This window comes from Ruegeria sp. CDSA236 (genome assembly GCF_059611285.1).
This window is the reverse complement of the sequence record NZ_JBXWPG010000012.1, coordinates 98,826-124,584: the sequence shown is the minus strand read 5'-3', so window position 1 is coordinate 124,584 and position 25,759 is coordinate 98,826. Positions and strand designations below refer to the sequence as shown.

Genomic DNA, 25,759 nt, shown 5'->3' with positions numbered 1-25,759 from the left:
TCTTTGTGCGAAAGAATCTCTCGGCAACGTGAAGACGCGGTATTCTGGCAACAGCAAAAGGGCGCCGCGATATGCGACGCCCTTCGGAATAGTTCAGCCATGCTTACGTGACCCTAGGTCACATAAAGACTCAGCCCAGCGATTTAACGCGGGCCGACAGACGGGACATTTTGCGGGAGGCTGTGTTCTTGTGGAAGACGCCTTTGGTGACGCCGCGCATCAGTTCGGGCTGAGCTGCGCGCAGAGCAGCAGTTGCTGCGTCCTTGTCACCGGATGCGATTGCTTCTTCTACTTTGCGCAGATAGGTGCGGATACGCGAACGACGCGCTTTGTTAACGGCGAAACGCTTTTCGTTCTGACGAGCGCGTTTTTTTGCCTGGGGCGAATTTGCCATGTGTCTCTGACCTTTGTTCGGTACGTTTATGTAGTAAGCGCGCCACGGATATCCGCACCGGATCAGAAATCACGAGTGTGAGTCGGGCCAAGCGGGCCGCACGCGCATGTATAGCGGCGGTGCATAGACAAGTTTTCAGGCTTTGCCAAGCCGATTCTTCACTGCTGAACCGCTGGCAAGAAAAAGGCGGGCTCAGCCCGCCTGTTCGATACATATTTCGTGGCCGGTTTACTTGTCCCGGAACTGAGCCGAGCGTTTTTCCAGAAAGGCTGCCATGCCTTCTTTCTGGTCCTCGGTGGCGAACATCGAATGGAACACCCGGCGCTCGAACAACATACCTTCGCTCAACGGCACTTCATAGCTGCGGTTGACCGCCTCTTTTGCCGCCATGGTCGACAGTTGCGATTTCTCGGCAATTTTCTGGGCCACGCCAATGGCTTCTTCGATCAACTTCTTGGCCGGTACAATCCGGCTGACAAGACCAGAACGTTCAGCCTCTTCCGCGTCCATGAAGCGACCGGTCAGATTCATGTCCATCGATTTTGACTTGCCGACGAACCGGGTCAGACGTTGGCTGCCGCCCAGCCCTGCAATAACGCCCAGATTGATTTCAGGCTGGCCAAACTTGGCAGTATCGGCGGCAATGATGAAATCGCACAGCATCGCCAATTCACAGCCACCGCCCAGCGCATAACCCGCAACTGCTGCAATGATAGGTTTGCGGATGGCCGAGATACGATCGTTGGCCTCGGCAAACAGGTTGACAGTGAAGACGTCAACAAAGCTCATCTCGGACATTTCCTTGATGTCCGCACCTGCGGCAAAGGCCTTGTCCGAGCCGGTGATGACGACGCAGCGTACCTTGTCGTTTCCATCCGCCTCTTCCAACGCGGTGCACAATTCACCCAGCAACTGAGTGTTCAGCGCATTCATCGCATCGGGGCGGTTGAGTTTGATGAGGGCGACGTGGTCTTCGATTTCGACGATGATCGTCTCAAAAGCCATGAGTTAAAGCTTCCGGTTGTTCCGTTCAGGTACGATTCCTTACCACGCGAAAAACTTGGATCAAGCTATCTTTGGCATTGCACACAATAGAAGGATGAGCGACCGGACTGGGTGATTCTCTTGATTTCTGCCCCGCAACCCCCTGTCCGGCAGGGCGCACCCTCGCGCCCGTAGACATCAAAGCTGTGCTGAAAATATCCAAGTTCTCCATCGGCTTGCCGGAAATCCCGCAGCGACGATCCACCTGCCTCGATCGCCTCCTGCAGCACTTGACGGATGATCGGAACCAACCCGGCAACGCGGGTTGAAGAAATCTGTCCCGCTTTGCGACGTGGCGACACTCGACCCCGATACAGCGCTTCGCAGACGTAGATATTGCCCAGCCCTGCAACGATTCCCTGATCCAACAGCGCTGATTTGACCGGTGTGTTCTTGCCTTTGAACGCTTCGATCAGATGCTGTTCATGAAAATCATTGCCCAAAGGCTCCGGTCCCAGGACCGATAACAGCTTATGATGCTCGGCGGTTGCAGTAGGTAGCAGGTCCATCGCACCAAACCGACGTGGGTCATTGAAGGTGATCCGAGCACCATTGGCCATGTGAAACACCACATGGTCATGTTTCTCGGGCATGGGATGGGTATGCGCAAATTGGCCCAGCGGATCACCCGAGACCGTCATCCGCCCGGACATGCCCAGATGAATCAGTAACGTTTCGCCACTGCTAAGATCAGCTAGAATGTACTTGGACCGCCGCCGCAACCGATCAACCCGCTGGCCGGTCAGCCGTTCGGCCATCCGGTCAGGAAACGGCCAGCGCAAATCGGGGCGATTCACATCCGCCTGTTCGATCACGATACCTTCCATCGCCGGGGACAGGCCGCGTCTTACTGTCTCGACCTCGGGCAATTCGGGCATTTCCTGGCTCCTATTCCAAAGGGCAGCATTGTGCCCGGTTCTTATCGCCCTATAACAGAGGCGAAATTCGACAAACGGCAAGGCAAATGTCCGACAACAGCGACAAGACCACTCATTTCGGGTTCGAAACCGTGCGCGAGGCCGACAAGGCCGGGCGCGTGCAGGGCGTGTTCAACTCGGTCGCCTCAAAATACGATGTGATGAACGATGTCATGTCGATGGGCATTCACCGGGTCTGGAAAGACGCGATGATGGATTGGCTGGCCCCACGCCCGGGTCAGCGCCTGCTGGATGTTGCGGGGGGCACCGGCGATATCTCGTTCCGGTTCCTCAAACGTGCAGGCAGCGGCCATGCGACTGTTTTGGACCTGACCGAGCCGATGCTGGTCGAAGGCCGCCAGCGCGCCGAGGCCGATCAGATGTCGGACAGTCTGAACTGGGTGGTGGGCGATGCGATGGCCCTGCCGTTCGAGGATAACACCTTTGACGTCTACACGATCTCATTCGGCATCCGAAACGTGACCCGTCCGCAAGAGGCATTGAACGAGGCCTACCGCGTATTGAAACCCGGCGGCCGCCTGATGGTTTTGGAGTTCAGCCAGTTGCCCAATGACGGGCTGCAGAAACTCTATGACCTCTATAGTTTCAATGTCATCCCGCGCATGGGGAAACTGATCGCCAATGATTATGACAGCTATCAGTATCTGGTCGAATCGATCCGTAATTTCCCGGATCAGGATACTTTCCTGAACATGGTCCGCACCGCCGGGTTCGACAACGCGAAATACCGTAACCTGACCATGGGCATTGCCGCGCTGCATTCCGGCTGGAAAATCTGATGCGCGGCCCTCACAATATCATCCGCTTGATCCGGACCGGCGCGACTCTGGAACGGACAGGTGCCATGAATGTCGTTCTGGACGCGTTCGAAGCACCACGTGCCCTGCGAGTTCTGGCCCACACCCTGGGCAAACCCTTTCAATGGCTGGGTTACAAAGGCGATCCGTCGATGCCCCCAGCCACCCGTGCCCTCACCGCCCTGGGACCTGCTTATATAAAATTCGGTCAGGTTCTGTCCACGCGGCCCGACGTGGTTGGAGACGAACTGGCCGAACAGCTACGCGTGCTGCAGGACAAACTACCCCCGTTCTCCAAGGCCGAGGCCATGGCCGAGGTCGAGAAAGAGCTTGGTCAACCCGTCGTCGAGATATTCGATGAGTTCAGCGAACCGATTGCGGCCGCCTCAATCGCCCAGGTCCATAAGGCCAAGTTGGTCAGCACAGGCGAGGATGTCGCCGTCAAGGTTTTGCGGCCGGGGATCGAACGTGCCTTCCGCAAGGATGTTGATGCGTTCTATTTTGCTGCCCGAATCGTGCAACTCTTCGCCCCCGGCGCGCGCCGCCTGCGCCCGATGGAAGTGATCGAACATTTCGACGGCGTCGTGCGTGGCGAGCTGGACTTGCGTCTGGAAAGCTCGGCTGCCTCGGAATATGCCGCTAACACCAAGGACGATGCCGGATTCTGGTTGCCCCCCGTGGTCTGGTCCCTGTCGGCGCGTCGGGTAATGACACTCAGCTGGGCAGATGGCATCCCGCTGGGCGACAATGGCGCACTGGATGCAGCTGGTCATGACCGCCGCGATCTGGCCGAACGCGTGCTGCGCCTGTTCCTTCTCCACGCTTTGCGCGACGGCTATTTCCACGCTGACATGCACCAGGGTAACCTGAAGGTCGCGGCAAATAGCGATATCATTGCCTATGACTATGGCATCATGGGCCATATCGACGAATACACCCGCCGGGTCTATGCCGAGATTCTCTTTGGCTTTATCCGCCGCGACTACAAGCGCGTGGCCGAGGTTCATTTCGAGGCCGGATATGTCCCCGCCAACCAGGATGTCGACGAATTTGCCCGTGCCTTGCGCGCGGTTGGAGAGCCGATCTTTGGAATGAACGCCACCCATATCTCAATGGGACGGTTGCTCAGCTATCTGTTCGAAGTCACTGAACGCTTCGGCATGGAAACCCGTACCGAGCTGATCCTGCTTCAGCGTACAATGGTCGTGGTCGAAGGCGTCGCGCGCTCACTCGACCCACAAATGAACATCTGGGAAGTCGCCCGGCCCGTGGTCGAAGACTACATCAAACAATCCATCGGCCCCCGCGCCGCACTTCGCGATCTTGGCAAAACAGCAATGGTTCTTGCCCGGTTTGGTCCGCGGCTTCCAGCACTGGTAGAAAACGCATTGATTTCCCAAACCCAAAAGGATGAGCCGACCCGGTCGCGCCTATGGTCCGTTGCCTTGCCCGCCACCATTGGAGCCGCTACCGGCGCGGCCCTCGTCCTATTGCTGACAAGCTTCAGCTAAACCCAATCCCGCCCGCTTCATCTGGCCAAAATACCTTCGGGGGGAATTGCGCCACAGGTGCGATGGGGGGCAGACAGCCCCCCTGCTTGGTTCGGTTTCAGAGCAGCTCAAAGGCAATGGCAATGCCCTGACCGCCACCGATGCACATGGTGACCAAACCCTTGGACCCGCCCGTGCGCTCCAGCTCATACAGGGCTTTCAGCGTTATAATCGCACCGGTTGCACCCACCGGATGGCCCAGCGCAATCGCCCCGCCATTCGGGTTTACCTTGGCGGCATCCAAGCCCAGCTCTTTGTTCACGGCCAACGCTTGCGCGGCAAAGGCTTCGTTGCTTTCGATCACATCGAAATCACCCAGCGTCAGGCCCGTCCGCGCCATCAGGTTTTGCACCGCAGGAACCGGACCAATGCCCATCACCTCGGGGCGTACGCCTGCGTGGCCATAGCCCAGAATGCGTGCCTTGGGTTTCAAGCCGGCCTTTTCGGCCGCCTCCGCCGTGGCCAGTACCATCGCCGCCGCACCATCGTTGATGCCCGACGCGTTGCCCGCCGTCACCCGGCCATCCTTGCGAAAGGCAGGACGCAGCCCGGCCAGCGCCTCGACGGATGTCTGTTTGGGATGTTCGTCGACCATGAAATCGACCATGTCGCGCTTGACCTTGACCTGAACCGGCGTGATCTGGCTTTGGAAATACCCCGCCTCCAGCGCAGCCGCCGCACGGGTTTGGCTGGCCATCGCGAATTCATCCATCTGCTCACGGGTGATCTGGTGCTCATCAGCAACGTTTTCCGCCGTAATGCCCATGTGGCCAGTGCCAAACGGGCAGTTCAACGCGCCCAGCATCATATCCATCGAGGTGACATCGCCCATCTTCGCGCCCCAGCGCGCCTGTGGCACGATATACGGACTCCGCGACATGCTTTCGGCGCCACCAGCCACAGCGAATTCGGCGTCGCCCAGCATCAGGGATTGTACCGCCGACACAATCGCCTGCGCACCGGACCCGCACAGACGGTTTACGTTCATCGCGGGCGTTTCAACGGGGATACCGGCCTGCTTGGCCGCGGCGCGTGACAGGTACATGTCGCGTGGTTCGGTATTAATGACATGACCAAACACCACATTGCCGATTTGCTCGGGCGCAACTCCAGATCGCTCCATCGCCGCTTCAGCCACAACGGTCGCCAGATCAATCGGCGCAGTTGAAGCCAAGGCGCCACCAAATGTGCCAATCGCGGTGCGCGCACCATCAAGAATGACGATTTCTTTCATGTCTCTTCTCCTCGTGGATTTGCGGGCACTATGCATCCAGCCATTGGAACTGTCCCATAGGACGTACCGTCACAAGCGGAATTGACATGAGGCCACCAAACGCGCATGAGATTCCGTCATGACGGAAAATTCAGACGATATCCTGACGCGCCTGCCCGCCCGCCTGAAAGAGGCCCGCCGCGCTAAAGGCCTGTCGCTGGAAGCTGTGGCCAATCTCAGCGGCGTGTCCCGATCCATGGTCAGCCAGATTGAACGCGGCGAAAGCAGCCCGACGATCTCGACCCTGTGGAACCTGACCCGTGCCCTGCAGGTGGATTTCGCTGGCCTGCTGGAAGAGGCCAATAACGCCGATCAGATCGAAACCCTGCGCAGCGACGAAGTGCCCAGCATCGACAATATGGGCCAGAATTGCCGCATCCGTATCCTCTCCCCGCCCGAAGAGGCCGGTGGCCACGAGGTCTACGATATCCGCTTTGACAGTGATGGCGCGCTGAACAGCCAACCACACGCACGCGGCGCTCATGAACAGTTGACTGTACTTGAAGGTGCGGTGCGCGTCACCTCGGGCAGTGCCGTCAGCGAGCTGAACCAGGGCGACACCGCGCGATACGCGGCGGACGTTCTGCACTCAATTACAGCCAAGAAGCCAGCAAGGGTGTTCCTGATCGTCAAAAACGCCTGACATCGGCGCATTTCCGCCTTTACGGAAATTTTTCCTTCATACTGTAATTCCCCTATTTGGGAATTTCATCCGTTATGTTAGACACGCGACTCAGTTGAACGGAGATCGCCATGTCAGATGCATTCCTGTCCCATGTCACCGACACCCTCGTGCAGATCGAAGCGGAGGGTCTGTACAAGCTTGAACGAATGATCACCTCGCCCCAGGGCGGCGAGATTACTGTGGGCGACAGGCAGGTCATCAATCTGTGCGCCAACAATTATCTGGGTCTGGCCGATCATCCGGCACTGATCGCCGCCGCCAAAGATGCGATGGAGCCCAAAGGGTTCGGCATGGCCTCGGTCCGGTTTATTTGTGGCACACAGGACATTCACCGTGAGCTGGAACAGAAGCTGGCACAATTCCTGAATAAGGACGATGCGATCCTGTTTGCCGCCTGTTTTGATGCCAATGGAGGGCTGTTTGAGCCTTTGTTAGGGTCTGAAGACGCCATCATCTCGGACAGTCTGAACCATGCCTCGATCATCGACGGGGTGCGGCTGTGCAAGGCCAAGCGATACCGGTACATGAACAACGACATGAACGATCTTGAGGCCTGGTTGAAACAGGCGCGCGAGGATGGTGCCCGGCATATCATGATCGCCACCGATGGCGTGTTTTCGATGGATGGCTACCTGGCCAACCTGCCGAAAATCCGTGAGCTGGCCGACCAATACGATGCCATTGTTATGGTCGATGACTGCCACGCCACCGGATTTATGGGGCCGAACGGTGCCGGTACGCCGGATCATTTCGATGTGGATGTGGATATTCTGACGGGAACTTTGGGCAAGGCACTTGGGGGGGCAATCGGCGGTTATATCGCCGGGCCGCAGCCGGTGATCGACCTGCTGCGGCAGCGGGCGCGGCCCTATCTGTTCTCAAACTCGCTGCCGCCTTCGATCGTTGCTGCCGGGATCGAAGCCATCCGTCTGGTCGAAGAGGGCGACATGCTGCGCGCGCAACTGTTCGGCAACGCCAGATACTGGCGCGCGGGGCTGGAAGGCTTGGGCTTTGACCTGTTGCCCGGTGAACACCCGATCATCCCGGTAATGCTGGGTGAGGCCCAGCTGGCGCAGGACATGGCATCGCGGCTTTTTGACGAAGGCGTCTATGTCTCGGGATTTTTCTTCCCGGTCGTCCCGCGCGGGCAGGCGCGGATCAGAACGCAAATGAATGCGGCCCTGACCCGGGATGAACTGGACCGTGCATTGGCCGCCTTTGGCAAGGTCGGCAAAGAACTGGGGATCATCTGATGCGACCCAACACGATGAAAGCGCTGGAAAAATCCAAACCCGGGGAAGGTCTGTGGATGGTCCAGGCCCCGGTGCCCGAAATTGGCCCGGATGAAGTGCTGATCCGCATCAACAAGACCGGCATCTGCGGCACCGATATCCACATCTGGAACTGGGACGACTGGGCCGCCGCCACGGTGCCCACCCCGATGATCACCGGCCATGAATTTGCCGGTGAAATCGTTGAGATCGGGCGCAACGTGACCGGGCTTGAGATCGGCCAGCGCTGCTCCGGCGAGGGGCACCTGATCACAACCGACAGCCGCCAAAGCCGCGCTGGCAAGTTCCATCTGGATCCCGGCACGCGCGGAATCGGCGTCAACGAACAGGGTGCCTTTGCGCAATACCTGAAACTACCTGCCTTCAACGTGGTGCCCCTGCCCGATGACATTCCCGACGAAATCGGAGCCATTCTCGACCCGTTGGGGAATGCCGTGCACACCGCACTCAGCTTTGATCTGCTGGGTGAGGATGTGCTGATCACCGGTGCAGGCCCCATCGGCATCATGGCCGCCGCCGTGGCCCGCCATGCAGGCGCGCGGCATGTGGTGATCACCGATATCAATCCGGACCGCTTGACGCTGGCTGCGCATGTCGTGCCAACATTGCGCCCTGTCGATGTGACCAAGGAAGAATTGCAGGACGTGATCGCCGAACTGGGCATGCAGCAGGGTTTTGACGTCGGGCTAGAGATGTCAGGCTCACAAATTGCACTGGACCAGATGGTCGAGGCACTGGTGATGGGCGGCAAGATCGCTCTGCTGGGCATCCCACCTGGAAAATCCCCCGTGGACTGGTCCCGCATCGTATTCAAGGCCATCACCATCAAAGGTGTCTATGGGCGCGAGATGTTCGAGACCTGGTATAAGATGATTGCCATGTTACAGAACGGTTTGGATGTCAGCCGAGTGATCACGCACCGTTTCAAGGTTGATGAATTCGCCAAGGGCTTTGGCGAGATGAAATCAGGTCGATCCGGCAAGGTTGTTCTGGATTGGACCTAACCCTCTGGCGTTAAACGGCTTCACCCCCTAAACAGGAGGGAACTCAGGTGTTTGGAGGCGCAGATGAGCGACAAGGACAACCGGTATCTTGAACGCGGGATCGAGGACACTCTGGTCACGGATTTCGCCGAAACCCACCGCAAGAGCTATGGCGATTTCCTGCAGCTCAAAACCCTACTGAATCTGCAAAAGACGTTTCAGGATCCCGCGCAACCAGATGAGATGCTGTTCATCATCATCCATCAGGTCAGCGAGCTGTGGCTGAAGCTGATGCATCACCAGCTGGTCGAAGTGCGCCGCTTTCTGCAAGAGGACGAATTTGGCCCGGCAATGAAGAATCTCGACCGGGTCAAAGCAATCCAGCGGCAGTTGATTTCCGCGTGGGAAACGCTTCTGACCATGACCCCCGCCGATTACATGACCTTTCGGCAAGCACTTGGCAGCTCCTCGGGATTTCAAAGCTATGGCTATCGTCAGATTGAATTCATTCTGGGCAACAAGGATGCCTCGACCCTGAAGGTTCACCAGCATGATCCCGAAGTCATGGAATTATTGGATGCCGCACTGACCAAGCCTTCGCTTTACGACGAAGTGCTGCACATGCTGGCCCGGCAAGGGTTTGACGTGCCTGATGACCTGCTGAACCGTGACTTTGCACAACCATATTCCGGCGACCCGCGCGTGGTGAAAATCTGGGCTCAGGTGTTTCACAATACCGATCAGTATTGGGACCTCTATGCGCTGGCCGAAAAGCTGATGGACGTTGAATCTCTGTTCCAGCGCTGGCGGTTTGACCATGTCACAGCGGTCGAGAGAGTTATTGGCAACCAGCCAGGTACAGGCGGGTCCAGCGGTGTGTCGTTCCTGCGCAAAGCGCTGGACTTGCGGTTCTTTCACGATCTCTACGATGTGCGCACCGAATTGATGTATAGCGGGCAGGAGTAGGCGATGCTGTATCGTGGTTTCACTCAGACAGAGCTGGAGCAGGAGTATTCTCCCAGTTCGATGGTTGGCGGCGATCTGACACCCTATCTTGAAAGCTACGCCGCGCTGAGTGCGCAGAACCGCGCCCGGATGGAATGCCGGGAAAACCTGCCCTTCGGCGAAACATCTGAACAGGTGCTCGACTTCTTTCCTGCGTCGACGGCCAACGCTCCGCTGCATGTCTTTATTCACGGAGGTTACTGGCAGGCGCTCAGTCAGCGTGAGTCGGCGATGATGGCCCCTACACTGGTGGAAAACGGGCAAGCCTTTGCAACGCTGAACTATACGCTCGCACCTGAGGCCCGACTGGATCAGATGATCAAAGAGTGCCGCGATGCCCTGCTTTGGCTGGGATCACAGGCGACGGCCCTTGGGTTCGATCCGGCGCAGATCACCTTGTCGGGGCACAGCGCCGGGGCACATCTGGCGGCCATGATGATGGCGACTTCAGCCGATGCGCTAGCCCGCGCCGGCTTGCGGGTACGAGAGGTGATTCTGATTAGCGGCGTCTATGATCTTGAACCGATCAGCCTGACGCCGGTGAATGACCCGCTGCAACTGACCCCGGTCGAAATACACGATCTCTCACCCATTCTGCACCTGCCCGCCCCCGGTCCGCGTTACCATATAATCGTCGCCGAGCGCGACACACCCGAATTCATTCGTCAAAGCCGGGACTATGCGGAATTGCTGCGTAAAGGCGGGCATTCTGTCAGTTTTGATCTGCAGAAAGGGATGCAGCATTTCGACATCATCATGCACGCAAGCACGTTCCTGCCGACTCCTCGGTAATCATAGGTGCTGGGCGATAGAATATTCTGACCTTTGCGTCATGCACTGAGCAAGTCGCCATATCCCTGCATTTGTGGCGGTACCGCAAGTGTCCGATTTGAGCCCCAATCTGTGAATTTGATTTTCTTGCTGCGCGGGCATCATCTTGAACACGGCAGTGCGGCGTAAAGAGCGGCTATTGGTGCCGGGCGCAGCGAGGTTTTGTCAGGCAATTCGCGAGACGCGGACTTTGCTACCGTTAGCCATGGCGCAGAGTTGTGCGAGTTTGATGGTCGCGATGCGCAGAAACCAGACTTTGCAAACTTTGGCCGACGAGCCAATGCGGACAATCAAAACCTTTCTTTGATGTTGCGGTTGCGGCCCGCTTATCCACAACAGCAGTCACCTGACTGAATTGGCGGGCACGGGACAGTTGCGTAGGAACAAAAAACACAGCAATCGCCTTCTAACGGTTTCAAGACTGCCTTGCATGATTTGCATTCATAAAACCACTGGCACGAGTCAGTTGGCATTTTCTCGGTTTCAACGTGCCCACACCGAGGGCAGGTCAAAGTGCTATCCAGCACCACAGTTTGTTTTGTCATTGTCTCACATCTGCATGATTAGATAATCGTTGATTTGAGCCTCATTGAACACGATGACCCATGCCAACGCGGTAGTCGCCGTGTTTCCGACAAGCCACCATTTCAGATTTGCCAACGTCCCGTTTCGATGCGCTACGAACCACGAAACTGCGACCAGCACTGTTGAGATGGCGAGAACATAGTAGCTTGCTGCCGCTATTTTTCCGAATATCGCCAACCAACTGCCACCCAAGCCGAGCAACATCATGGCCATTGGAAGAACACAGCATGTCGCGACCCCCAGAGCGGAAACCGATCCCAGGTAGCTGAGGGTCAAATATTTTTTCATCTTTCGCTCCCTGGGTAGGCGATTTGATTGTGTTGAGGCACTAGCATTCAATGCGTATAACTCCTGTAGTAACTACAGGATCAAGTGGAGGCACTTCACATGATTGCGATAGGCGAGGCTTCCCGGCAATGCGGGGTCGGCATAGAAACTATCCGCTATTACGAACGCGAAGGTATCGTACCAAGACCCGCACGAGCTCTGAACAATCGTCGCCTCTATTCGGCAAGCGATGTTGGAAGACTTCGATTTTTGAAGAAGTGCCGTGACCTGGGGTTTCCTCTATCTGACGCAAAGGCGCTTTTGGAGCTGTCAGAAGGAAGTGCCGAAGACTGCCGATCAGTGAAAGAACTGGCCGAGGCACACATTGCCAGCGTTCAAAGCAAGATTAGTGAGCTCAGACGCCTGGAGCACGCCTTGAGTGAGCTTACGGCCAATTGTGATAGCGGAAACGTTCAATGCCCGATGCTGCAAAGACTGAGAACGATGGACGATATCTGACTCTGGCCACTGGACGGAAGCGCAGGATCTGAGATTTAGCCAGATCACGTCAGACCAAGGTCTGTGGTGCGATAACAGATTGTAGTTCATAGTCGATTTCACGATGAGAGCGAAAGTAACTGACCTGACGATTGGCAATTGGTCGCTGTCGCGAGTCTTTCTTGCGGCCAGCATTTTCGTGATGGGTACTGCTACCGCAATCGTCGGGGTCTGGGTGTCAAATCGAATCCAGAACGCAGTCGTGCAAAACTCCGCCAATTCCGCTGCGCTATATATGGAAAGCGTAGTATCCCCGCTCAGCCAGGAATTGGCACATGGCAACCATCTTTCTGAGCAGGCGAGCCTGGCGCTGGACGAGATTTTCATGACCCAGCCAATGCGTGACCGCATTGTCTCCTACAAATTCTGGAAGCAAGGCGGTGTGATTGTACATGCCTCTGATACAGACATCATTGGAAACCGTTTCAATCCAACGGATGACTTAAGGCGGGCGTGGAGCGGTGACATCTCCGGTTCTTTCAAAGAGCTTGATCATGCCGAGAGCGCCGCCGAGGCGGCTTTGGGGATACCACTACTTGAAGTTTACAGCCCCATCCGCGAACTTTGGTCCGGCGAAATCATCGCAGTTGCGGAGTTCTACGAAAGAGCTGATCAGCTTGAGTTAGATTTAGCCAAGGCCAGGCGAACAAGTTGGTTGGTCGTCGGTTCCGCATTTCTGGCAAGTACTATTGTTCTGTATTCCATTGTCGCAATTGGCGACAAAACTATTCGACGACAGGGGGCTCTTCTTAAACAGCGCCTGACAGAAAGTGAGAGGATGGCCGAGCAGAATGCCCGGCTGCGGTCGCGTGTAGTAGATGCGTCAGAAAGATATGCCACGCAAACAGATCGGTTCCTCAAAAATCTCGGTGCCGAGCTACATGATGGTCCTGCGCAATACCTGTCGCTCGCCGCCCTTAGACTGGAGGCGGCGTTTTCCAAAGAGTCCGAAAGTTCTAAAGAGGCAGAGGAAATTCAGCAGTCTTTGCAAAAATCTCTGGCTGAAATTCGTGCAATATCGCGAGGGCTTTCTGCGCCAGATATCGACAGCTTGTCACTCGTCGATGTTGTGAAGAGAGCCGTAGAGGATCACGTCGAACACAGCCCGTTGCGACCGGATATTTCACTTTTGGGTAGCCAGGCCCCAGAGTTGTCATTGTCCGACAAGCTGTGCGTTTTTCGGTTCCTTCAGGAGACGCTTTCCAATGCCGCGAGATATGCTCCAGCTTCCAAGTGCACCGTTATCTCTGAGGCGCAGAACGACCGCATAGTTATAAAGGTCAAAGACGACGGGCCTGGTTTTGACAGGTCAGAAGAAACCGCGTTGCGAGACGATGGTGGCCAGGGGCTTATGGGCTTGCGGGATCGGGTCGAGAGTATTGGCGGCAGGTTCGAAGTCGCATCGAGACCGGGTGAGGGCACCACCGTTTCTATGACACTCTTTCCCAGAAAGTTAGGCACATCATGACTACATCTGTCGTAATAGCTGATGATCACCCGATATTCAGGGATGGTTTGCAACGCACGCTGGATGAAGCTGATGGTTTTGAAGTTTTGGCTGCCGGGTCCAGCGCTGAAGATGCAGTATCGCTGGTCGTCACGCATCAGCCGGACATAGCCATTCTTGACCTCTCGATGCCCGGTGGCGGGATAAGCGCAACACGTAAAATTGCGGCAATGGAAAATCCGCCTTTCATTGCAATCTTGACGGTCTCAGAGAACAGCAGCGACGTCGCGGACGCGTTGGAGGCGGGCGCGATAGGGTACATCGTGAAGGGAGTAACCGCGAGCGAATTGACCGCTTCCTTAAGCAGCATCGCCGCAGGTGAAGGGTTCGTTTCTCCGGGCTTGGCCTCGCGGGTACTGCTTCAAATCAACGCTGACACCGGCACCTCTAAGAACAGCAGCATTCTCGATGACCTTACGCATCGTGAGGAAGAAATACTTCGACGTGTAGCCAAAGGACTGAGTAATCGTGAAATCGCTGACGAGTTAGACCTTCAGGAAAAGACCGTGAAGCACTACATGACGGCAATACTGTCCAAGCTTCACGCGCGAAACCGGGTAGAGGCCGCGCTCATTGCCCATGATGTTTGGAACAAGGGAGACTAACAGCGGTCTCTAGTACGAAGATGGCGGCCCCCTCTACAAGAAGCCACCAACGGGTTATCTACTGGAGTTGCAGCTCAGTTGGCAACCGACTGCAACCTTCGGCGATCGGAAGCCGTTGCGTTTCTCTCAACAACAGTCCGGTTGTACGGATCTTTCAGCTCGTAGCGCCCAAACTCGATCTCCTCTTTCCAACCATTGGCATAGTTCACTTCGATATTGTTGCCCTGGCGTTCAATTTTCGTAGGTCGACTTCCAGCAGTGCCGCCTTGCCCAGAAGAGAGCACGTTGTCGATTGAGATACCATTCGCCAAAGACCGAAGCCTTGAGACGTCAGCACCGGTCGCAGGGCGCTCCTCAACAGTTCGGTTCTGAGCATTCTTTCTCTCATACCGCCCGTTTTCGATCTCCTCCTTGGTTCCGTCGGCGTAACGCACTTCAATGCCGTTAGCGTTTGTTTCGACCTTTGTTACACCGGCCGAACCCAAGGGTTTACCACCTGCTTGAGACCGATCCTTCTTTCCGCTGCCCTTATTGGAGCGTTTGGAGTCGTCATCGTCGTCATCATCATCGTCGCGACCACCTTTGCCTGATCCCGAATTGTCGTCACGATCATCATCCCGGTCGTCGTCGCGGTCATCATCTCTGTCGTCATCCCGATCATCATCGCGACCATCCCCGTCGCTTCCCCTGCCGCTCTTGGCAAAGGCATATGATGGTTCAAAATGTAGGCGACCATCGGCATCAAACGCTGGCACATAAGGTGTTGCCGCGATCAACGAAGCCAACGCCGCGGTACTAAGAAGTTGACCCAGCTTTCTTTGAATTTTCATTTTCGCCTCCAATTTTGAGCATCACGCTTCGTGACGTTGGAGGCAGGTTACTTCTGGTTCGGCTTCCCCACATCGGGCTTAGGTCTGACGAATTTCAAGCCGAACGTCTTAGTCAGATCAGTCAAACCAATGGAGTTTTTGCTGAGCCATGTGACCAGTTTAGCGGGAACTAACCCGGTCACCCTTCAGCTCGTCATCAGGTTCGAGGTGAATGACAAAGACAGAACCCGGATACAAACGATCCAATTCTTCCTTGATGTCATTGCATATATCATGCGCCGCGCTGACTGGCATTGTGCCGTCCACAACAAGATGAAACTCCACAAAGATGACGTTTGCGGATCTACGCCCTTTGAGGTCGTGGTACTCCAAGGCTGCGCCGAGATTTGCTTCGATTGCATTAGTAACAGTCTGCAAGTCATGATCCGAAAGGGTCACATCAATCAGTCCATCGACAGACGCCCGAATAACTTTCCAGCCCTCCCACAAGATGTTCAGTGCAACAAGAATTGCCAGGATCGGATCGAGGATCAGCCAGCCGGTGACAAGTGCAAGTATCAGACCTGCGATGACACCAACTGAGGTCATGACATCTGTGAAAATGTGCCGGGAGCTCGCCTCCAATGCAGGCGAACCCTCGCGACTGCCGATTTTGAGCAATAGGTAAGCCCATGCGCCATTCACGCCCGTTGCAATGACACTGACGGCGATTCCAAAAAGAGGCGCATCCTCAAGATGCGGGTTTGGGTGTGCCAGTACAGCTTCTCTGATGATCAAGAACGCCGCCAGAACAATCAATACGCCCTCGACGACAGCGGAAAGATACCCAGCTTTTTTGTGACAAAAGGGTTGGTTTTCATCAGGGGGTTTATTGGCAACCCGAACCGCAAAGTGTGCCAGCAACGCCGCAACGACATTCACGGTAGATTCCATTGCGTCCGACAACAACGCCACCGAGCCTGTCAGCCACCAAGCCAACAGTTTCAGAGCCAGTACCGCAATGGATATTGGAATGGATTAAAGAGCGATTATTTGTTTCATTTGACCACAACGCTCAATCAATCATGAACAGAATCTCGGGATATTGCTGAGCTCCGACGTTCAAAACGTAAAACAGGTGGTTGGTGAAAAGGGAATAGGCCCTGCGGCTTCCTACCGGCGATCGACGACAGCATCTGGTCCCCCTGCATGGCGCCAAACGACTGTTACTCTGATGGAAGCACCGCCGACGAAACAGGAACCGCCTTGAGATAGGCGGCAATCGCCAAACGGTCCTCATCGGTGAGGCGAGATGTGTTCTCGATGACCTCCACCATCTCACCACCAGCGCTGTCATAGTCCGGTGTAAAGCCAGATTTGAGGTACTCGGAAATGTCGGCCTCGGACCAATCAAGCTGGTCTGAGGTAAGGCCCGGGACGCGACCCTTCCCGTTTGGATTTGGTGCACCTGTCAACCAAAGGTCTCGTTTCAGACCACCTAAGCCATTTCGCGGCGTATGGCATTCGGCGCAGTGACCCAACGCCTCCACTAAATACCTGCCATGTCTTTGTTGGTCGGTCAAATCACCTTCGACTACCCAGCCTGGTGTCATGAACAACAGTTTCCATCCCCCCAATCCACGACGAACATTGAAAGGAAAACCGACTTCATGAGAAACGCTTTCGGCTTTGGACGCTGGCAGGGTTCTGAGGAATGCAAGGAGCGAAATAACATCTTCGGCCGTAATGTTGGCGTAAGATGTATAGGGAAACGCTGGAAAATAGTGCTGCCCTTCGGGTCCGGTCCCATGGATCAAGGCATTGGCCAGATCCAGGGCAGACCAGGACCCAATACCAACTTCTGGGTCACTGGAAATGTTGGGGGCAATGAACGTGCCGAATTCCGTCTCAAACCGGCGACCACCGGAGAGCATGAGCTTGTCCTCACCAACCGCATCCGGCGCTGAATGACAAGATGCGCATCCTGAGGCGTGGAACACGATTTCGCCTCTGGTGAGATCCGGATGCAAACCGTCGAGTTTAGATTGATCCGTTCTTTGTGGTCGGGTCAGCACCAAACCTGCCAACCCAACCAAGAGTGCGACGAAAGCGGTGAAAAGGAAAAACCGCTTCACAGCTATCTACCAATTAATCTTTTGGCGCTCTGTACGCTTTGTGACATGCCGAACAGCTTCCACCCAGATCGCCCATAGCCGCTTTCAGGGCATCAACATCTTGCCCTGCCGCAGCCTGCATCGCAACAGCGGCATCTGCCATAGCCTGCCCTTTCGCACCAACGTCAGCGAAGTTTTCCCAGATCGCAGGCAGCGCTCGGGTGGACGGATCGGATACATTGTCGGATCCTGCGGGCCACATCGCGGATTGGTCGATCTGCGTTAGTACAACAAGGTTGTTTGCAGCCCGTGTTGCGGCCTCGGCATCATAGCCCACCTCGCCTTTGGCCATGCCGCCAAGTGTACCAAGATTGAAGGAATAGAGCTGCATGATTGAGGTCCGAGCTTTCACAGCCGGATTTTCGCTTTCATGGGCGATGGCTGCGCCAATGGCCGCTACAGACAAAATGCCTGCCGCCAAAATTGAGAATTTCTTCATCATGATGTCTCTCCCTGTTCAATACTTCGAATGTTAGCTTGAACGAATTTACTTGTAATTGTTTGTTATTCGCCGCCTCCTGTTAATTTATGAACAACGATAATTGGGATGACATTCGATATGTGCTTGCCGTTGATAGATTCGGTTCGCTGAACTCGGCGGCGGAAGCTTTGCGGGTAACGCATGCGACAGTCCTGCGCAGAGTGGTTGCCTTTGAACAGAGAAGTGGCTGTGCGATTTTTCGGAAGAGCTCTTCTGGATATTCCGCGCTGCCTGAGGCCAGAACAATTCTCTCGGCTATGGAAAACGTTGAAGATGCGGTGCTTTCAGTAGAGAGGGCAATCGTAGGCGCGAACCGCTCTCCTGTTGGTCACGTTCGCATCACGTCCACTGACAGTCTTTGCCAGATGGTATTGCCTCAGATTTTGAATGAAATTTCCAAAGAGTACCCAGGGTTGGAACTGACTTTGTTGAGTAGCAACAGCCACCGTGATCTATCCCGGCTGACTGCGGATATCGCTGTGCGCCCATCGATTAAACTTGAGGACGGCCTGGTCGGAGAACGATCAGGTACATTGTCGTTTGGGGTCTATGATGATGGTTCCCCAAATCGTAAATGGATGAGGCTTGACGGCGCGTTGAGCCGCTCTCGGCCTGCCAAGTGGCTAGCAGAAAACGCGAAAACCGAACAAACTACCAACGGAGCAGACAGTTTTTTGGTGCTTCAGCAGATGGCCGCTTCCGGAGCGGGCAAGACATTTTTACCAGAATTCATCGGCGATGCTGACCCCCGCCTTCATAGATCGCACGGCATGAATCCCCAAATCGAAGTTCCGCTCTGGGTCGCAACACTAGAGGAAATCGCGCAGACACCAAGGTTTGCTCTCGTGCAACGGGCCTTGGTTGAACGCATAGCCAAAGCTCTAGCCAACTGAAATCACCCAAAAACAGTTGTAAGCAGTCGCATTATTTGCAGAGCAGCATTACGAGTTCAGTGTTTCAAAGGCCGACTTTCCGATGCAAGGCATTCAACGCGATAGCGGCTTTGGGCTGACTACGGACATTGCCGCGATCAAGTCGGAAAGCTGCTTTGTCCAGCATCTGAGGCAATTGATCACAGCACGGTGGTGGAGTACGTCTGTCAGACCGGGCGTTCGCAATACTCGCGGCGAAAGTTTCGTGCGAACCCCATTTTGGGTTTGCCGCAATGGTGACGAAAGTCGGCCATAACGTATGTGCCGACCAATATTCCGTCAAGATATGTTTCGAAGGCTGAACTGTCATGTTCTCTAATCCCTGTGCGCTAATCGTGGACCCAAGCAATGCATACGGCTAGCATCGGAGATCACACAGCAAGAAGGGAGAATCACATGTCGAAGTTCACCAACAGAACAGCTGTCCATGGGGTTGCTGCACTCGTAATCTGCTGTTTCGCGGCAATCGTTCAGGCACAATCGGCAGGCGAAGAGATGTCGTTCTTCATCACTAGTGTAGGCAAAGGAGACGGTGCCAATCTAGGCGGCCTCGACGGCGCCGATGCTCATTGTAATGCACTTGCTTCTGCGGTCGGTTCTTCCAAAACTTTTTCGGCCTATCTGAGCACGTCAATGTCCATTGATCGCAGCACCGACCCGATGACAATAACCAACGGTATTTCGGCACGCGACCGAATCGGGGCGGGTCCATGGTACAATGCCAAGGGAGAACTCATCGCCAACAATGTAGAAGACCTACACAGCGACAGCGTGAACATTAGTATTCTGACCGCACTCGATGAAAACGGTAACCCTGTAAATGGGCGTGGTAGTCAGCCGAACAAACATGACATTTTGACCGGCTCCGATTCTGCCGGACATTTCTCGACGGCAGGTGGCGATACGACATGCAGCAACTGGACTTCGAATAGTGAAAACGGGTCCGCGATTGTCGGACATCATGACCGTGTGGGTCTCAATGATGCGCGAAACATGGTGTCTTGGAACTCGTCGCACGGCTCGCGTGGTTGTGGAGAAGAACATCTGCCACGTTCTGGCGGGGCGGGTCTGTTTTATTGCTTCTCAACGGACTGATCAGACAGCGCTGGTGCGTGTGCCACCCGCATTGCCGCTAGTATTCACCAGGTCAATTTTTAGGGGCGCATTCTGGAAGCGCTCGTTGTCGCCATAGTAAGCAATGAGCGCTGTTTCATGCGTCCAGATTGTCCAATCTGGATACACCGAAAGCTCCGTTCGAAATTCGGACTATGACCTTGCCTTGAATGGCCGGTTTGACGAAATAAATTGCACCGCAGCGATGCGCGTGCAGCAGCTGCTCACCGATGCTGCGTCAGCAATAGCAGCGGTTGCATAAGGCTGCTTTGTCCGCATAGCCGACACCAACCTAGATTTACTTTGCCTCTTGAACCAAGGCTACCCGGTGCGACTTGATGATTAACTTCAAACAAACTCGCGCATAAAGTCAAAGGCTCACGGCAGCTCTCGAAAAGAAAAACAGCGGCCCGGTAGAGCCGCTGTTTTCCGAATTTCAGTTCTGTCCGGATCAATCCAGTGTCCGGGTGACCTCTTCGCGCTCGAAGATTTCGATGACGTCGCCGGCGCGGATATCGTCATAGTTCTCGAATGCCATACCGCATTCCTGACCCGACTGAACCTCGGCCACTTCGTCCTTGAAGCGCTTCAGCGTTTTCAGCGTGCCTTCGTGGATCACCACGTTGTCGCGCAGCAGGCGGACACCTGCGGAACGACGCGCCACGCCTTCTGTAACCAGACAGCCAGCAACCTTGCCAACGCCTGTAACCTTGAAGACTTCGCGGATCTCGGCATAACCGATGAACTTTTCGCGGATCTCGGCGCTCAACAGGCCTGATGCGGCGGCTTTTACGTCGTCGACCAGATCGTAGATCACCGAGTAGTAGCGGATTTCCACGCCCTTTTGGTTCGCGGTGTTCCGGGCTGAAGCATTGGCACGCACGTTGAAGCCCAAGATCGGGGCTCCGGACGCCTCCGCCAAGCCGACATCCGTTTCGGTGATCGCGCCGACGCCTGAATGCAGCACCCGCACGCGCACTTCTTCGTTGCCGATCTTCTCCATCGCCTGAACGATGGCTTCGGCAGAACCTTGCACGTCCGCTTTCATCAGAATTGGCAGTTCGGTGACGTTTTCGTCTTCCTTTGCCTTCTGCATCAGCTGTTCAAGGGTGGTTGCGGCACCGGCGGCGGCGCGTTTGTCCTTGGCGGCCTGTTCACGGTAGGCGGCGATTTCACGCGCCTGCGCTTCAGTCTCGGTCACGTTCAGAACGTCCCCGGCCTCAGGCGTGCCATTCAGACCCAGAACCTCAACCGGAACCGAGGGGCCTGCCTCTTTAACGCGTTCGCCCTTGTCGTTGATCAGCGCACGGACTTTACCGTATTGCTCACCCACAACAAAAATATCGCCCTGACGCAATGTACCGGTTTGAACCAGAACGGTAGCAACAGGTCCACGGCCCACATCCAGCTGCGCCTCGATCACGGCACCCTGGGCGGCGCGATTCGGGTTGGCTTTCAACTCAAGAATTTCGGATTGCAACGCGATGGCTTCCAGCAGCTCATCCAGACCCTGACCGGTGATGGCGGACACTTCGACGTCCTGAACCTCACCCGACATTTTCTCAACGATGACTTCGTGCTGCAGCAGATCGGTGCGAACCTTGTCCGGGTTCGCATCCGGCTTGTCGACCTTGTTGATCGCAACGATCATCGGGACACCCGCCGCTTTGGCGTGGTTGATCGCCTCGATCGTCTGCGGCATCACCGCGTCATCCGCAGCAACAACCAGAACCACGATATCCGTGACCTGTGCCCCGCGCGAACGCATCGAGGTAAAGGCCGCGTGGCCCGGCGTATCCAGGAAAGACAGCGTTGTGCCGCCATCGGTTTTCACCTGATAAGCGCCAATATGCTGGGTAATACCCCCGGCCTCACCCGCCACAACGCGAGCGTCGCGGATCGCGTCCAGCAACGAGGTCTTACCGTGGTCAACGTGACCCATGATGGTAATGACCGGCGGACGCGACTGCAGATCGCCTTCGCTGTCTTCGATCTCTTTGATGACGTCCTCGACGTCAGAGGCCGAGACGCGCGTGACCTTGTGGCCAAATTCTTCGATGATCAGTTCCGCAGTATCAGCGTCAATGGTCTGGTTCTGCGTGACCATCATGCCCATGTTCATCAGCGATTTGACAACGTCCGCTACACGCTCGGCCATACGGTTGGCCAGCTCGGACACGACAATCGCCTCGGGCAGCTGTACGTCACGGATAACCTTTTCCCGCTCGACCGCGCCGCCCATGGCTTTCTGACGCGCGCGCTCTTGCTTACGCTTCATGGCTGCCATCGAACGCTGGCGGTTGCCTTCACCACCGGTCGCCTGACCCAGAGTCAGCTTGCCTGAACGGCGGTTATCGTCACGGCCCTTGGTGCGCGTGCCGCGCTGTTCACGCTCGCGATCCTGCTTGCGTGGCGTTGCTGCGGGCGCAGGCTTGCTGGCCGGGCTGCGGGCGGCTTTTGGCTCTTCAGGAGTCGGGGTCGCCGCGACACGCTTAGCGGCATCTTCAGCCTCTTTGCGCTTGCGTTCTTCCTCTTCGGCCTTGGCGCGCGCGCGTTCTTCGGCCTCGCGCTGTTCGCGCTCTTTGGCCTCTAGTTCCGCACGGCGACGGGCACGCTCTTCCTCGCGCGCTTTTTCAGCGGCCTGACGCTCGGCGGCCTCTTCGACCTCACGCGCCTTGGCAGCCTGCAGCGCCTTCATCCGGCGCGCCATTTCCACGTCGGAAATCCCGGCTGGACGACGCGACGGATCACCTGATGGCGTAGCTCCACCACCGGTTTTGGCCGCACCCGGCTTGGGGACCACCACGCGTTTGCGTTTGGTTTCCACCACGACATTCTTGGTACGTCCGTGGCTGAAACTTTGTTTCACATTTCCGGGGCGCGCCCCGCCACGAAGACCCAATGTCTTTTTGCCGTCACTATCGCTCATAAAGCTTCTTACCCTTCCGCGCGGCCCTTGCCGCCGTCATCCGTTTCGCGCAAGCCATGCAGGCGCTGCGCTTCCTCTACAACACGTTTGGCGAGTCCGCCAGAGGCCAAGGCCGCATGAATCACGGTTTGGCGCCCAAATGCCGCCCCAAGTTCGTCTGCGGTCAACCAGCCGATGTATTTCCCAAAGTGCGGCGTGCTGAGTTTCGACTTGCCACGCCCCGATCCATCAGAAGCCTGAAGCAATACCTGGGCCTCTTCCCGGTCCAGCATTGCCTTGACCTTTTCATAGCCAGCAACCGCATCACCGGACTTGCGCGCGAGGCTCAAAAGCTCGATCACGCGCCGCGCAATCTGCTTTTCAACCTCATCGGCCAGATCCTTTGACACAGTGACCTGCGCCTTGAACCCCCGCGCGAACAATTTCTTGCCGATGGCTTTGTCCAACGCGCTGCGGTCGGCCGAGACATAAACACCGCGCCCCGGCAGTTTTGCCGCGACATCAGGAAAGACCTGACCGTCTGGCCCGACCACAAAGCGGATCAGCCCATATCTAGGCTGAACCTCGCCAGTGGCAATGCACTTGCGTTCGGGTCCGTCAGACCGATCCTTATGGACGCCACCGCGACCCATGTGCGCCACCCGAAGCCTGCGATCAGGCCTCGGCTTCCTCGTCGGCCGCTACGCCGTCTTCTTCAGCCTGCTCCAGTTCGGCAGGATCAACCCAGCCCAACATGATGCGTGCGGTCATGACCAGATCCTGCGCCTCTTCCAGCGTTATGCCAAAAGGCTCCAGAACGCCGTCATCCTTGATACGCTCACCATCAACTGTGGTCCAACCACCAGCCAGTTCCCAGTCAGCGCAGGTGGCAAAATCTTCCAACGTTTTCACGTCGTCCTTGGCCAGCGCTTCTACCATCTGGGGTGTCAGACCTTCGAATTCAATAAGGCTGTCCTCGACACCCAGCTCACGCGCTGCATCCAGCGCCGCTTTGGCCTGTGCTTCCAGGTGTTCACGCGCACGGGTCTGCAGTTCCTGCGCGGTGCCATCGTCGACGCCGTCAATGACCAACAGCTCGTCAAGCTCGACATAAGCGACTTCTTCCAGGTTGGTAAACCCTTCCGAGACCAGTAGTTGCGCAAAGAACTCGTCCAGATCCAGGCTTTCCATGAACAGGCTGGTGCGGGCTTCGAATTCTTTCTGACGGCGCGCCGATTCTTCGGCCTCGGTCATGATATCAATGTCCAGATTGGTCAGCTGGCTGGCCAAACGCACATTCTGACCGCGACGGCCAATGGCAAGGCTCAGCTGTTCTTCGGGAACCACAACTTCGATCTTGCCCGCTTCTTCATCCAGAACAACCTTGGACACCTCGGCAGGCTGCAGCGCATTCACCAGGAAGGTGGGCTGATCTTCGTTCCATGGAATGATGTCGATCTTTTCACCCTGCAGTTCATTCACGACGGCCTGCACACGGCTGCCGCGCATACCAACGCAGGCACCGACAGGGTCGATCGAGCCGTCATAGGAAATGACAGCGATCTTGGCGCGCGATCCGGGATCACGGGCAACAGCTTTGACCTCGATGATGCCGTCATAGATTTCCGGCACTTCCATCTTGAACAGTTCAGCCATGAATTCAGGCGCGGTGCGCGACAGGAAAATCTGGTGGCCACGAACCTCGCGGCGAACTTCCTTGATATAGGCGCGCACACGGTCATTGGGGCGATAGCTTTCGCGGCCAATCTTGTCGTTGCGGCGCAGAACAGCCTCGGCACCGCCCAGATCGACGATGACATTGCCGAACTCTTCGCGCTTGACCGCACCGTTGATGATGGTACCTGCGCGATCCTTGAAGTCTTCGTACTGGCGATCGCGCTCGGCTTCGCGAACCTTTTGCAGAATCACCTGCTTAGCGGATTGCGCCGCGATCCGGCCCATTTCGACCGGAGGCACTTCTTCGACATAGACGCTACCGACTTCCGGCGCTTCCATGTATTGCTTGGCCTGCTCGACGGTCATCTCGGCCTGATAGTTCTCAAGCTCCTCATCTTCAACCACGGTGCGGACACGGGTAAAGGTCGCCTTGCCGGTCTTGCGGTCGATGCTGACGCGGATATCCATCTCGGCGCCGTAGCGGCTTTTGGCGGCACGGGCGAGCGATTCTTCCATCGCTTCGACAACCAGACCGGGGTCGATCATCTTTTCGCGGGCCACGGCCTCGGCGGTCTGCAGCAGCTCCAGCTGGTTGGCTGAGGTGATTGCCATCAGTTCGTCTCCTCTTCGGACCCTTCGGTCTCAATCTCGTCGAAAGCGTTTTCGTTCAGGGCACCGGCGTCCTTGCGCTGGCGCAGCATCTCTTTGATCAGATCATCGGTCAGGACCAGCTTGGCATCGCTTAGCCAGTCAAACTGCAAGCCGATGGTGATCGTCTCATCTCCCTCGGAGATATTGATCAAAACCTCATCGCCTTCGATCCCGGCCAGCTCACCTTTGAAGCGGCGACGGCCGTCGATCAGTTCGGCGGTTTCAATCTTTGCCTCATAGCCCTCGAACATCTCAAAATCCTTGAGACGTGTCAGAGGCCGGTCGATGCCGGGGCTGGACACTTCCAGCGCATAGGCGTCAAGGATCGGATCTTCGACATCCAACGTGGCACTGACTGCGTTCGATATCTCGGCGCAGTCATCCACCTCGATGCCACCATCGGGCTTGTCGGCCATGATCTGCAAGGTGGTCTGCTTGCCGCTCATCAGGCGGATACGGACCAGCTCATACCCCAGATCTTCGATCACTGGGGTGATGATCTCGGCCAGTCTCCGATCGATGGCAGCTTTGGCTATCAGTTCGTTTGTCATCAGCTACTCTACCCTGTCAGTCGGGCACAAAAAAACGGGCGCGCGGCCCGTCGAAATTCCCGGTGGAGCCCCAGACCAGAAGTCTGACACGCCGCTGTTGCAACTGCATATACGCAGGGTTTCCCGAGTCTGCAACCCCCGGCAGGAAC

26 protein-coding genes are annotated in these 25,759 nt (G+C 56.3%); 12 read left to right on the top strand and 14 right to left on the bottom strand.

Translation table 11 applies throughout. The features are described 5' to 3' along the window. Window positions 1–130: 130 nt before the first annotated feature. From rpsT to mutM, 3 genes are all read right to left on the bottom strand, one after another. Window positions 131–394: a 30S ribosomal protein S20 gene (rpsT, locus tag AC2FLB_RS17450; RefSeq protein ID WP_281973595.1), complete on the bottom strand. Its 264-nt coding sequence runs from the start codon at window positions 392–394 to the stop codon at window positions 131–133. 228 nt (window positions 395–622) lie between these two features. Beyond that, window positions 623–1,399 (bottom strand): acryloyl-CoA hydratase, encoded by a 777-nt coding sequence (gene acuK, locus AC2FLB_RS17445; RefSeq protein WP_142638228.1) that lies wholly within the window; start codon window positions 1,397–1,399, stop codon window positions 623–625. Window positions 1,400–1,464: 65 nt separating this feature from the next. Then, window positions 1,465–2,316, bottom strand: a complete 852-nt coding sequence (mutM, locus tag AC2FLB_RS17440) for a bifunctional DNA-formamidopyrimidine glycosylase/DNA-(apurinic or apyrimidinic site) lyase (RefSeq protein WP_496692737.1) — start codon at window positions 2,314–2,316, stop codon at window positions 1,465–1,467. Between the two features lie 86 nt (window positions 2,317–2,402). Between mutM and ubiE the strand changes: the two genes are divergently transcribed. After that, on the top strand, window positions 2,403–3,155 hold the full coding sequence (gene ubiE, locus AC2FLB_RS17435; protein ID WP_496709752.1) for a bifunctional demethylmenaquinone methyltransferase/2-methoxy-6-polyprenyl-1,4-benzoquinol methylase UbiE: 753 nt from the start codon (window positions 2,403–2,405) through the stop codon (window positions 3,153–3,155). After that, window positions 3,155–4,684: a 2-polyprenylphenol 6-hydroxylase gene (gene ubiB, locus AC2FLB_RS17430; RefSeq protein ID WP_282022492.1), complete on the top strand. Its 1,530-nt coding sequence runs from the start codon at window positions 3,155–3,157 to the stop codon at window positions 4,682–4,684. The genes ubiE and ubiB overlap by 1 nt, the downstream gene beginning before the upstream one ends. Window positions 4,685–4,781: 97 nt before the next feature. On the opposite strand, the gene AC2FLB_RS17425 is transcribed toward ubiB, so the two are convergent. Then, window positions 4,782–5,957: an acetyl-CoA C-acyltransferase family protein gene (locus AC2FLB_RS17425; RefSeq protein ID WP_496709751.1), complete on the bottom strand. Its 1,176-nt coding sequence runs from the start codon at window positions 5,955–5,957 to the stop codon at window positions 4,782–4,784. Between the two features lie 118 nt (window positions 5,958–6,075). On the opposite strand from AC2FLB_RS17425, the gene AC2FLB_RS17420 reads away from it, so the two are divergent. From AC2FLB_RS17420 to AC2FLB_RS17400, 5 genes are all read left to right on the top strand, one after another. Further along, window positions 6,076–6,639, top strand: coding sequence for a helix-turn-helix domain-containing protein (locus AC2FLB_RS17420; protein ID WP_271950762.1), 564 nt, complete (start codon window positions 6,076–6,078; stop codon window positions 6,637–6,639). A gap of 110 nt (window positions 6,640–6,749) precedes the next feature. Next, the gene (locus AC2FLB_RS17415; protein WP_496709750.1) at window positions 6,750–7,934 is read left to right on the top strand and encodes a glycine C-acetyltransferase; all 1,185 of its coding nucleotides are present in this window, start codon (window positions 6,750–6,752) and stop codon (window positions 7,932–7,934) included. 14 nt (window positions 7,935–7,948) lie between these two features. Next, entirely contained in the window at window positions 7,949–8,977 is a 1,029-nt protein-coding gene (gene tdh / locus AC2FLB_RS17410) for an L-threonine 3-dehydrogenase (RefSeq protein ID WP_496709755.1), read from the top strand. Window positions 8,978–9,040: 63 nt separating this feature from the next. Continuing rightward, complete coding sequence (locus AC2FLB_RS17405; protein WP_142638241.1) at window positions 9,041–9,922, top strand: tryptophan 2,3-dioxygenase; 882 nt, start codon at window positions 9,041–9,043, stop codon at window positions 9,920–9,922. A 3-nt stretch (window positions 9,923–9,925) separates the two neighbouring features. Then, window positions 9,926–10,753, top strand: a complete 828-nt coding sequence (locus tag AC2FLB_RS17400) for an alpha/beta hydrolase (RefSeq protein ID WP_496709749.1) — start codon at window positions 9,926–9,928, stop codon at window positions 10,751–10,753. 365 nt (window positions 10,754–11,118) lie between these two features. On the opposite strand, the gene AC2FLB_RS17395 is transcribed toward AC2FLB_RS17400, so the two are convergent. Both AC2FLB_RS17395 and AC2FLB_RS17390 read right to left on the bottom strand, forming a co-directional pair. Next, a complete protein-coding gene (locus tag AC2FLB_RS17395) occupies window positions 11,119–11,337 on the bottom strand; it encodes a GDCCVxC domain-containing (seleno)protein (protein WP_496690570.1) in 219 nt (72 codons plus the stop codon). Window positions 11,338–11,341: 4 nt separating this feature from the next. Then, window positions 11,342–11,665 (bottom strand): hypothetical protein, encoded by a 324-nt coding sequence (locus tag AC2FLB_RS17390; protein ID WP_496692734.1) that lies wholly within the window; start codon window positions 11,663–11,665, stop codon window positions 11,342–11,344. A 99-nt stretch (window positions 11,666–11,764) separates the two neighbouring features. Between AC2FLB_RS17390 and AC2FLB_RS17385 the strand changes: the two genes are divergently transcribed. From AC2FLB_RS17385 to AC2FLB_RS17375, 3 genes are all read left to right on the top strand, one after another. Next, on the top strand, window positions 11,765–12,163 hold the full coding sequence (locus AC2FLB_RS17385) for a MerR family transcriptional regulator (protein ID WP_281973603.1): 399 nt from the start codon (window positions 11,765–11,767) through the stop codon (window positions 12,161–12,163). Between the two features lie 103 nt (window positions 12,164–12,266). After that, window positions 12,267–13,670 (top strand): sensor histidine kinase, encoded by a 1,404-nt coding sequence (locus tag AC2FLB_RS17380; protein WP_142635991.1) that lies wholly within the window; start codon window positions 12,267–12,269, stop codon window positions 13,668–13,670. After that, entirely contained in the window at window positions 13,667–14,314 is a 648-nt protein-coding gene (locus tag AC2FLB_RS17375; RefSeq protein ID WP_496709748.1) for a response regulator, read from the top strand. Before AC2FLB_RS17380 ends, AC2FLB_RS17375 begins: the two co-directional genes overlap by 4 nt. Before the next feature lie 74 nt (window positions 14,315–14,388). Here the strand turns inward: AC2FLB_RS17375 and AC2FLB_RS17370 are convergent, their stop codons facing one another. From AC2FLB_RS17370 to AC2FLB_RS17355, 4 genes are all read right to left on the bottom strand, one after another. Then, a complete protein-coding gene (locus tag AC2FLB_RS17370; protein WP_496709747.1) occupies window positions 14,389–15,144 on the bottom strand; it encodes a hypothetical protein in 756 nt (251 codons plus the stop codon). A 159-nt stretch (window positions 15,145–15,303) separates the two neighbouring features. Further along, window positions 15,304–16,122, bottom strand: a complete 819-nt coding sequence (locus tag AC2FLB_RS17365; protein ID WP_496709746.1) for a cation diffusion facilitator family transporter — start codon at window positions 16,120–16,122, stop codon at window positions 15,304–15,306. Window positions 16,123–16,349: 227 nt separating this feature from the next. After that, window positions 16,350–17,258 (bottom strand): c-type cytochrome, encoded by a 909-nt coding sequence (locus AC2FLB_RS17360; RefSeq protein WP_496692730.1) that lies wholly within the window; start codon window positions 17,256–17,258, stop codon window positions 16,350–16,352. Window positions 17,259–17,271: 13 nt separating this feature from the next. Continuing rightward, window positions 17,272–17,739 carry a c-type cytochrome gene (locus AC2FLB_RS17355; protein ID WP_281973609.1) on the bottom strand — a complete coding sequence of 156 codons (468 nt, stop codon included), beginning with the start codon at window positions 17,737–17,739 and terminating at the stop codon, window positions 17,272–17,274. Between the two features lie 86 nt (window positions 17,740–17,825). On the opposite strand from AC2FLB_RS17355, the gene AC2FLB_RS17350 reads away from it, so the two are divergent. Together AC2FLB_RS17350 and AC2FLB_RS17345 are read left to right on the top strand one after the other, a co-directional pair. Then, on the top strand, window positions 17,826–18,671 hold the full coding sequence (locus AC2FLB_RS17350; protein WP_496703754.1) for a LysR family transcriptional regulator: 846 nt from the start codon (window positions 17,826–17,828) through the stop codon (window positions 18,669–18,671). 435 nt (window positions 18,672–19,106) lie between these two features. Beyond that, entirely contained in the window at window positions 19,107–19,805 is a 699-nt protein-coding gene (locus AC2FLB_RS17345) for a hypothetical protein (RefSeq protein WP_496703755.1), read from the top strand. A 469-nt stretch (window positions 19,806–20,274) separates the two neighbouring features. Here the strand turns inward: AC2FLB_RS17345 and infB are convergent, their stop codons facing one another. Genes infB through rimP form a run of 4 tightly spaced genes read right to left on the bottom strand, consistent with a single transcriptional unit; the run spans window position 20,275 to window position 25,610 of the window. Further along, entirely contained in the window at window positions 20,275–22,752 is a 2,478-nt protein-coding gene (gene infB, locus AC2FLB_RS17340) for a translation initiation factor IF-2 (protein ID WP_496709745.1), read from the bottom strand. An 8-nt stretch (window positions 22,753–22,760) separates the two neighbouring features. Further along, window positions 22,761–23,384: an RNA-binding protein gene (locus AC2FLB_RS17335; protein ID WP_496703106.1), complete on the bottom strand. Its 624-nt coding sequence runs from the start codon at window positions 23,382–23,384 to the stop codon at window positions 22,761–22,763. A gap of 22 nt (window positions 23,385–23,406) precedes the next feature. Continuing rightward, the gene (nusA, locus tag AC2FLB_RS17330; RefSeq protein ID WP_271950779.1) at window positions 23,407–25,020 is read right to left on the bottom strand and encodes a transcription termination factor NusA; all 1,614 of its coding nucleotides are present in this window, start codon (window positions 25,018–25,020) and stop codon (window positions 23,407–23,409) included. Beyond that, window positions 25,020–25,610, bottom strand: a complete 591-nt coding sequence (gene rimP, locus AC2FLB_RS17325) for a ribosome maturation factor RimP (protein ID WP_142638261.1) — start codon at window positions 25,608–25,610, stop codon at window positions 25,020–25,022. Before rimP ends, nusA begins: the two co-directional genes overlap by 1 nt. Window positions 25,611–25,759 lie beyond the last annotated feature (149 nt).

Bases quoted from the DNA above. Each gene is read 5' to 3' on its own strand.
- AC2FLB_RS17415 (WP_496709750.1), top strand. From the start codon at position 6,750: ATGTCAGATGCATTCCTGTCCCATGTCACCGACACCCTCGTGCAGATC.
- infB (WP_496709745.1), bottom strand. From the start codon at position 22,752: ATGAGCGATAGTGACGGCAAAAAGACATTGGGTCTTCGTGGCGGGGCG.
- AC2FLB_RS17380 (WP_142635991.1), top strand. From the start codon at position 12,267: ATGAGAGCGAAAGTAACTGACCTGACGATTGGCAATTGGTCGCTGTCG.
- AC2FLB_RS17385 (WP_281973603.1), top strand. From the start codon at position 11,765: ATGATTGCGATAGGCGAGGCTTCCCGGCAATGCGGGGTCGGCATAGAA.
- ubiB (WP_282022492.1), top strand. From the start codon at position 3,155: ATGCGCGGCCCTCACAATATCATCCGCTTGATCCGGACCGGCGCGACT.
- AC2FLB_RS17345 (WP_496703755.1), top strand. From the start codon at position 19,107: ATGTCGAAGTTCACCAACAGAACAGCTGTCCATGGGGTTGCTGCACTC.
- rimP (WP_142638261.1), bottom strand. From the start codon at position 25,610: ATGACAAACGAACTGATAGCCAAAGCTGCCATCGATCGGAGACTGGCC.
- AC2FLB_RS17390 (WP_496692734.1), bottom strand. From the start codon at position 11,665: ATGAAAAAATATTTGACCCTCAGCTACCTGGGATCGGTTTCCGCTCTG.
- acuK (WP_142638228.1), bottom strand. From the start codon at position 1,399: ATGGCTTTTGAGACGATCATCGTCGAAATCGAAGACCACGTCGCCCTC.
- AC2FLB_RS17425 (WP_496709751.1), bottom strand. From the start codon at position 5,957: ATGAAAGAAATCGTCATTCTTGATGGTGCGCGCACCGCGATTGGCACA.
- AC2FLB_RS17370 (WP_496709747.1), bottom strand. From the start codon at position 15,144: ATGAAAATTCAAAGAAAGCTGGGTCAACTTCTTAGTACCGCGGCGTTG.
- tdh (WP_496709755.1), top strand. From the start codon at position 7,949: ATGAAAGCGCTGGAAAAATCCAAACCCGGGGAAGGTCTGTGGATGGTC.
- AC2FLB_RS17335 (WP_496703106.1), bottom strand. From the start codon at position 23,384: ATGGGTCGCGGTGGCGTCCATAAGGATCGGTCTGACGGACCCGAACGC.
- ubiE (WP_496709752.1), top strand. From the start codon at position 2,403: ATGTCCGACAACAGCGACAAGACCACTCATTTCGGGTTCGAAACCGTG.
- mutM (WP_496692737.1), bottom strand. From the start codon at position 2,316: ATGCCCGAATTGCCCGAGGTCGAGACAGTAAGACGCGGCCTGTCCCCG.
- AC2FLB_RS17420 (WP_271950762.1), top strand. From the start codon at position 6,076: ATGACGGAAAATTCAGACGATATCCTGACGCGCCTGCCCGCCCGCCTG.
- AC2FLB_RS17400 (WP_496709749.1), top strand. From the start codon at position 9,926: ATGCTGTATCGTGGTTTCACTCAGACAGAGCTGGAGCAGGAGTATTCT.
- AC2FLB_RS17355 (WP_281973609.1), bottom strand. From the start codon at position 17,739: ATGATGAAGAAATTCTCAATTTTGGCGGCAGGCATTTTGTCTGTAGCG.
- nusA (WP_271950779.1), bottom strand. From the start codon at position 25,020: ATGGCAATCACCTCAGCCAACCAGCTGGAGCTGCTGCAGACCGCCGAG.
- AC2FLB_RS17375 (WP_496709748.1), top strand. From the start codon at position 13,667: ATGACTACATCTGTCGTAATAGCTGATGATCACCCGATATTCAGGGAT.
- rpsT (WP_281973595.1), bottom strand. From the start codon at position 394: ATGGCAAATTCGCCCCAGGCAAAAAAACGCGCTCGTCAGAACGAAAAG.
- AC2FLB_RS17350 (WP_496703754.1), top strand. From the start codon at position 17,826: ATGAACAACGATAATTGGGATGACATTCGATATGTGCTTGCCGTTGAT.
- AC2FLB_RS17405 (WP_142638241.1), top strand. From the start codon at position 9,041: ATGAGCGACAAGGACAACCGGTATCTTGAACGCGGGATCGAGGACACT.
- AC2FLB_RS17395 (WP_496690570.1), bottom strand. From the start codon at position 11,337: ATGACAAAACAAACTGTGGTGCTGGATAGCACTTTGACCTGCCCTCGG.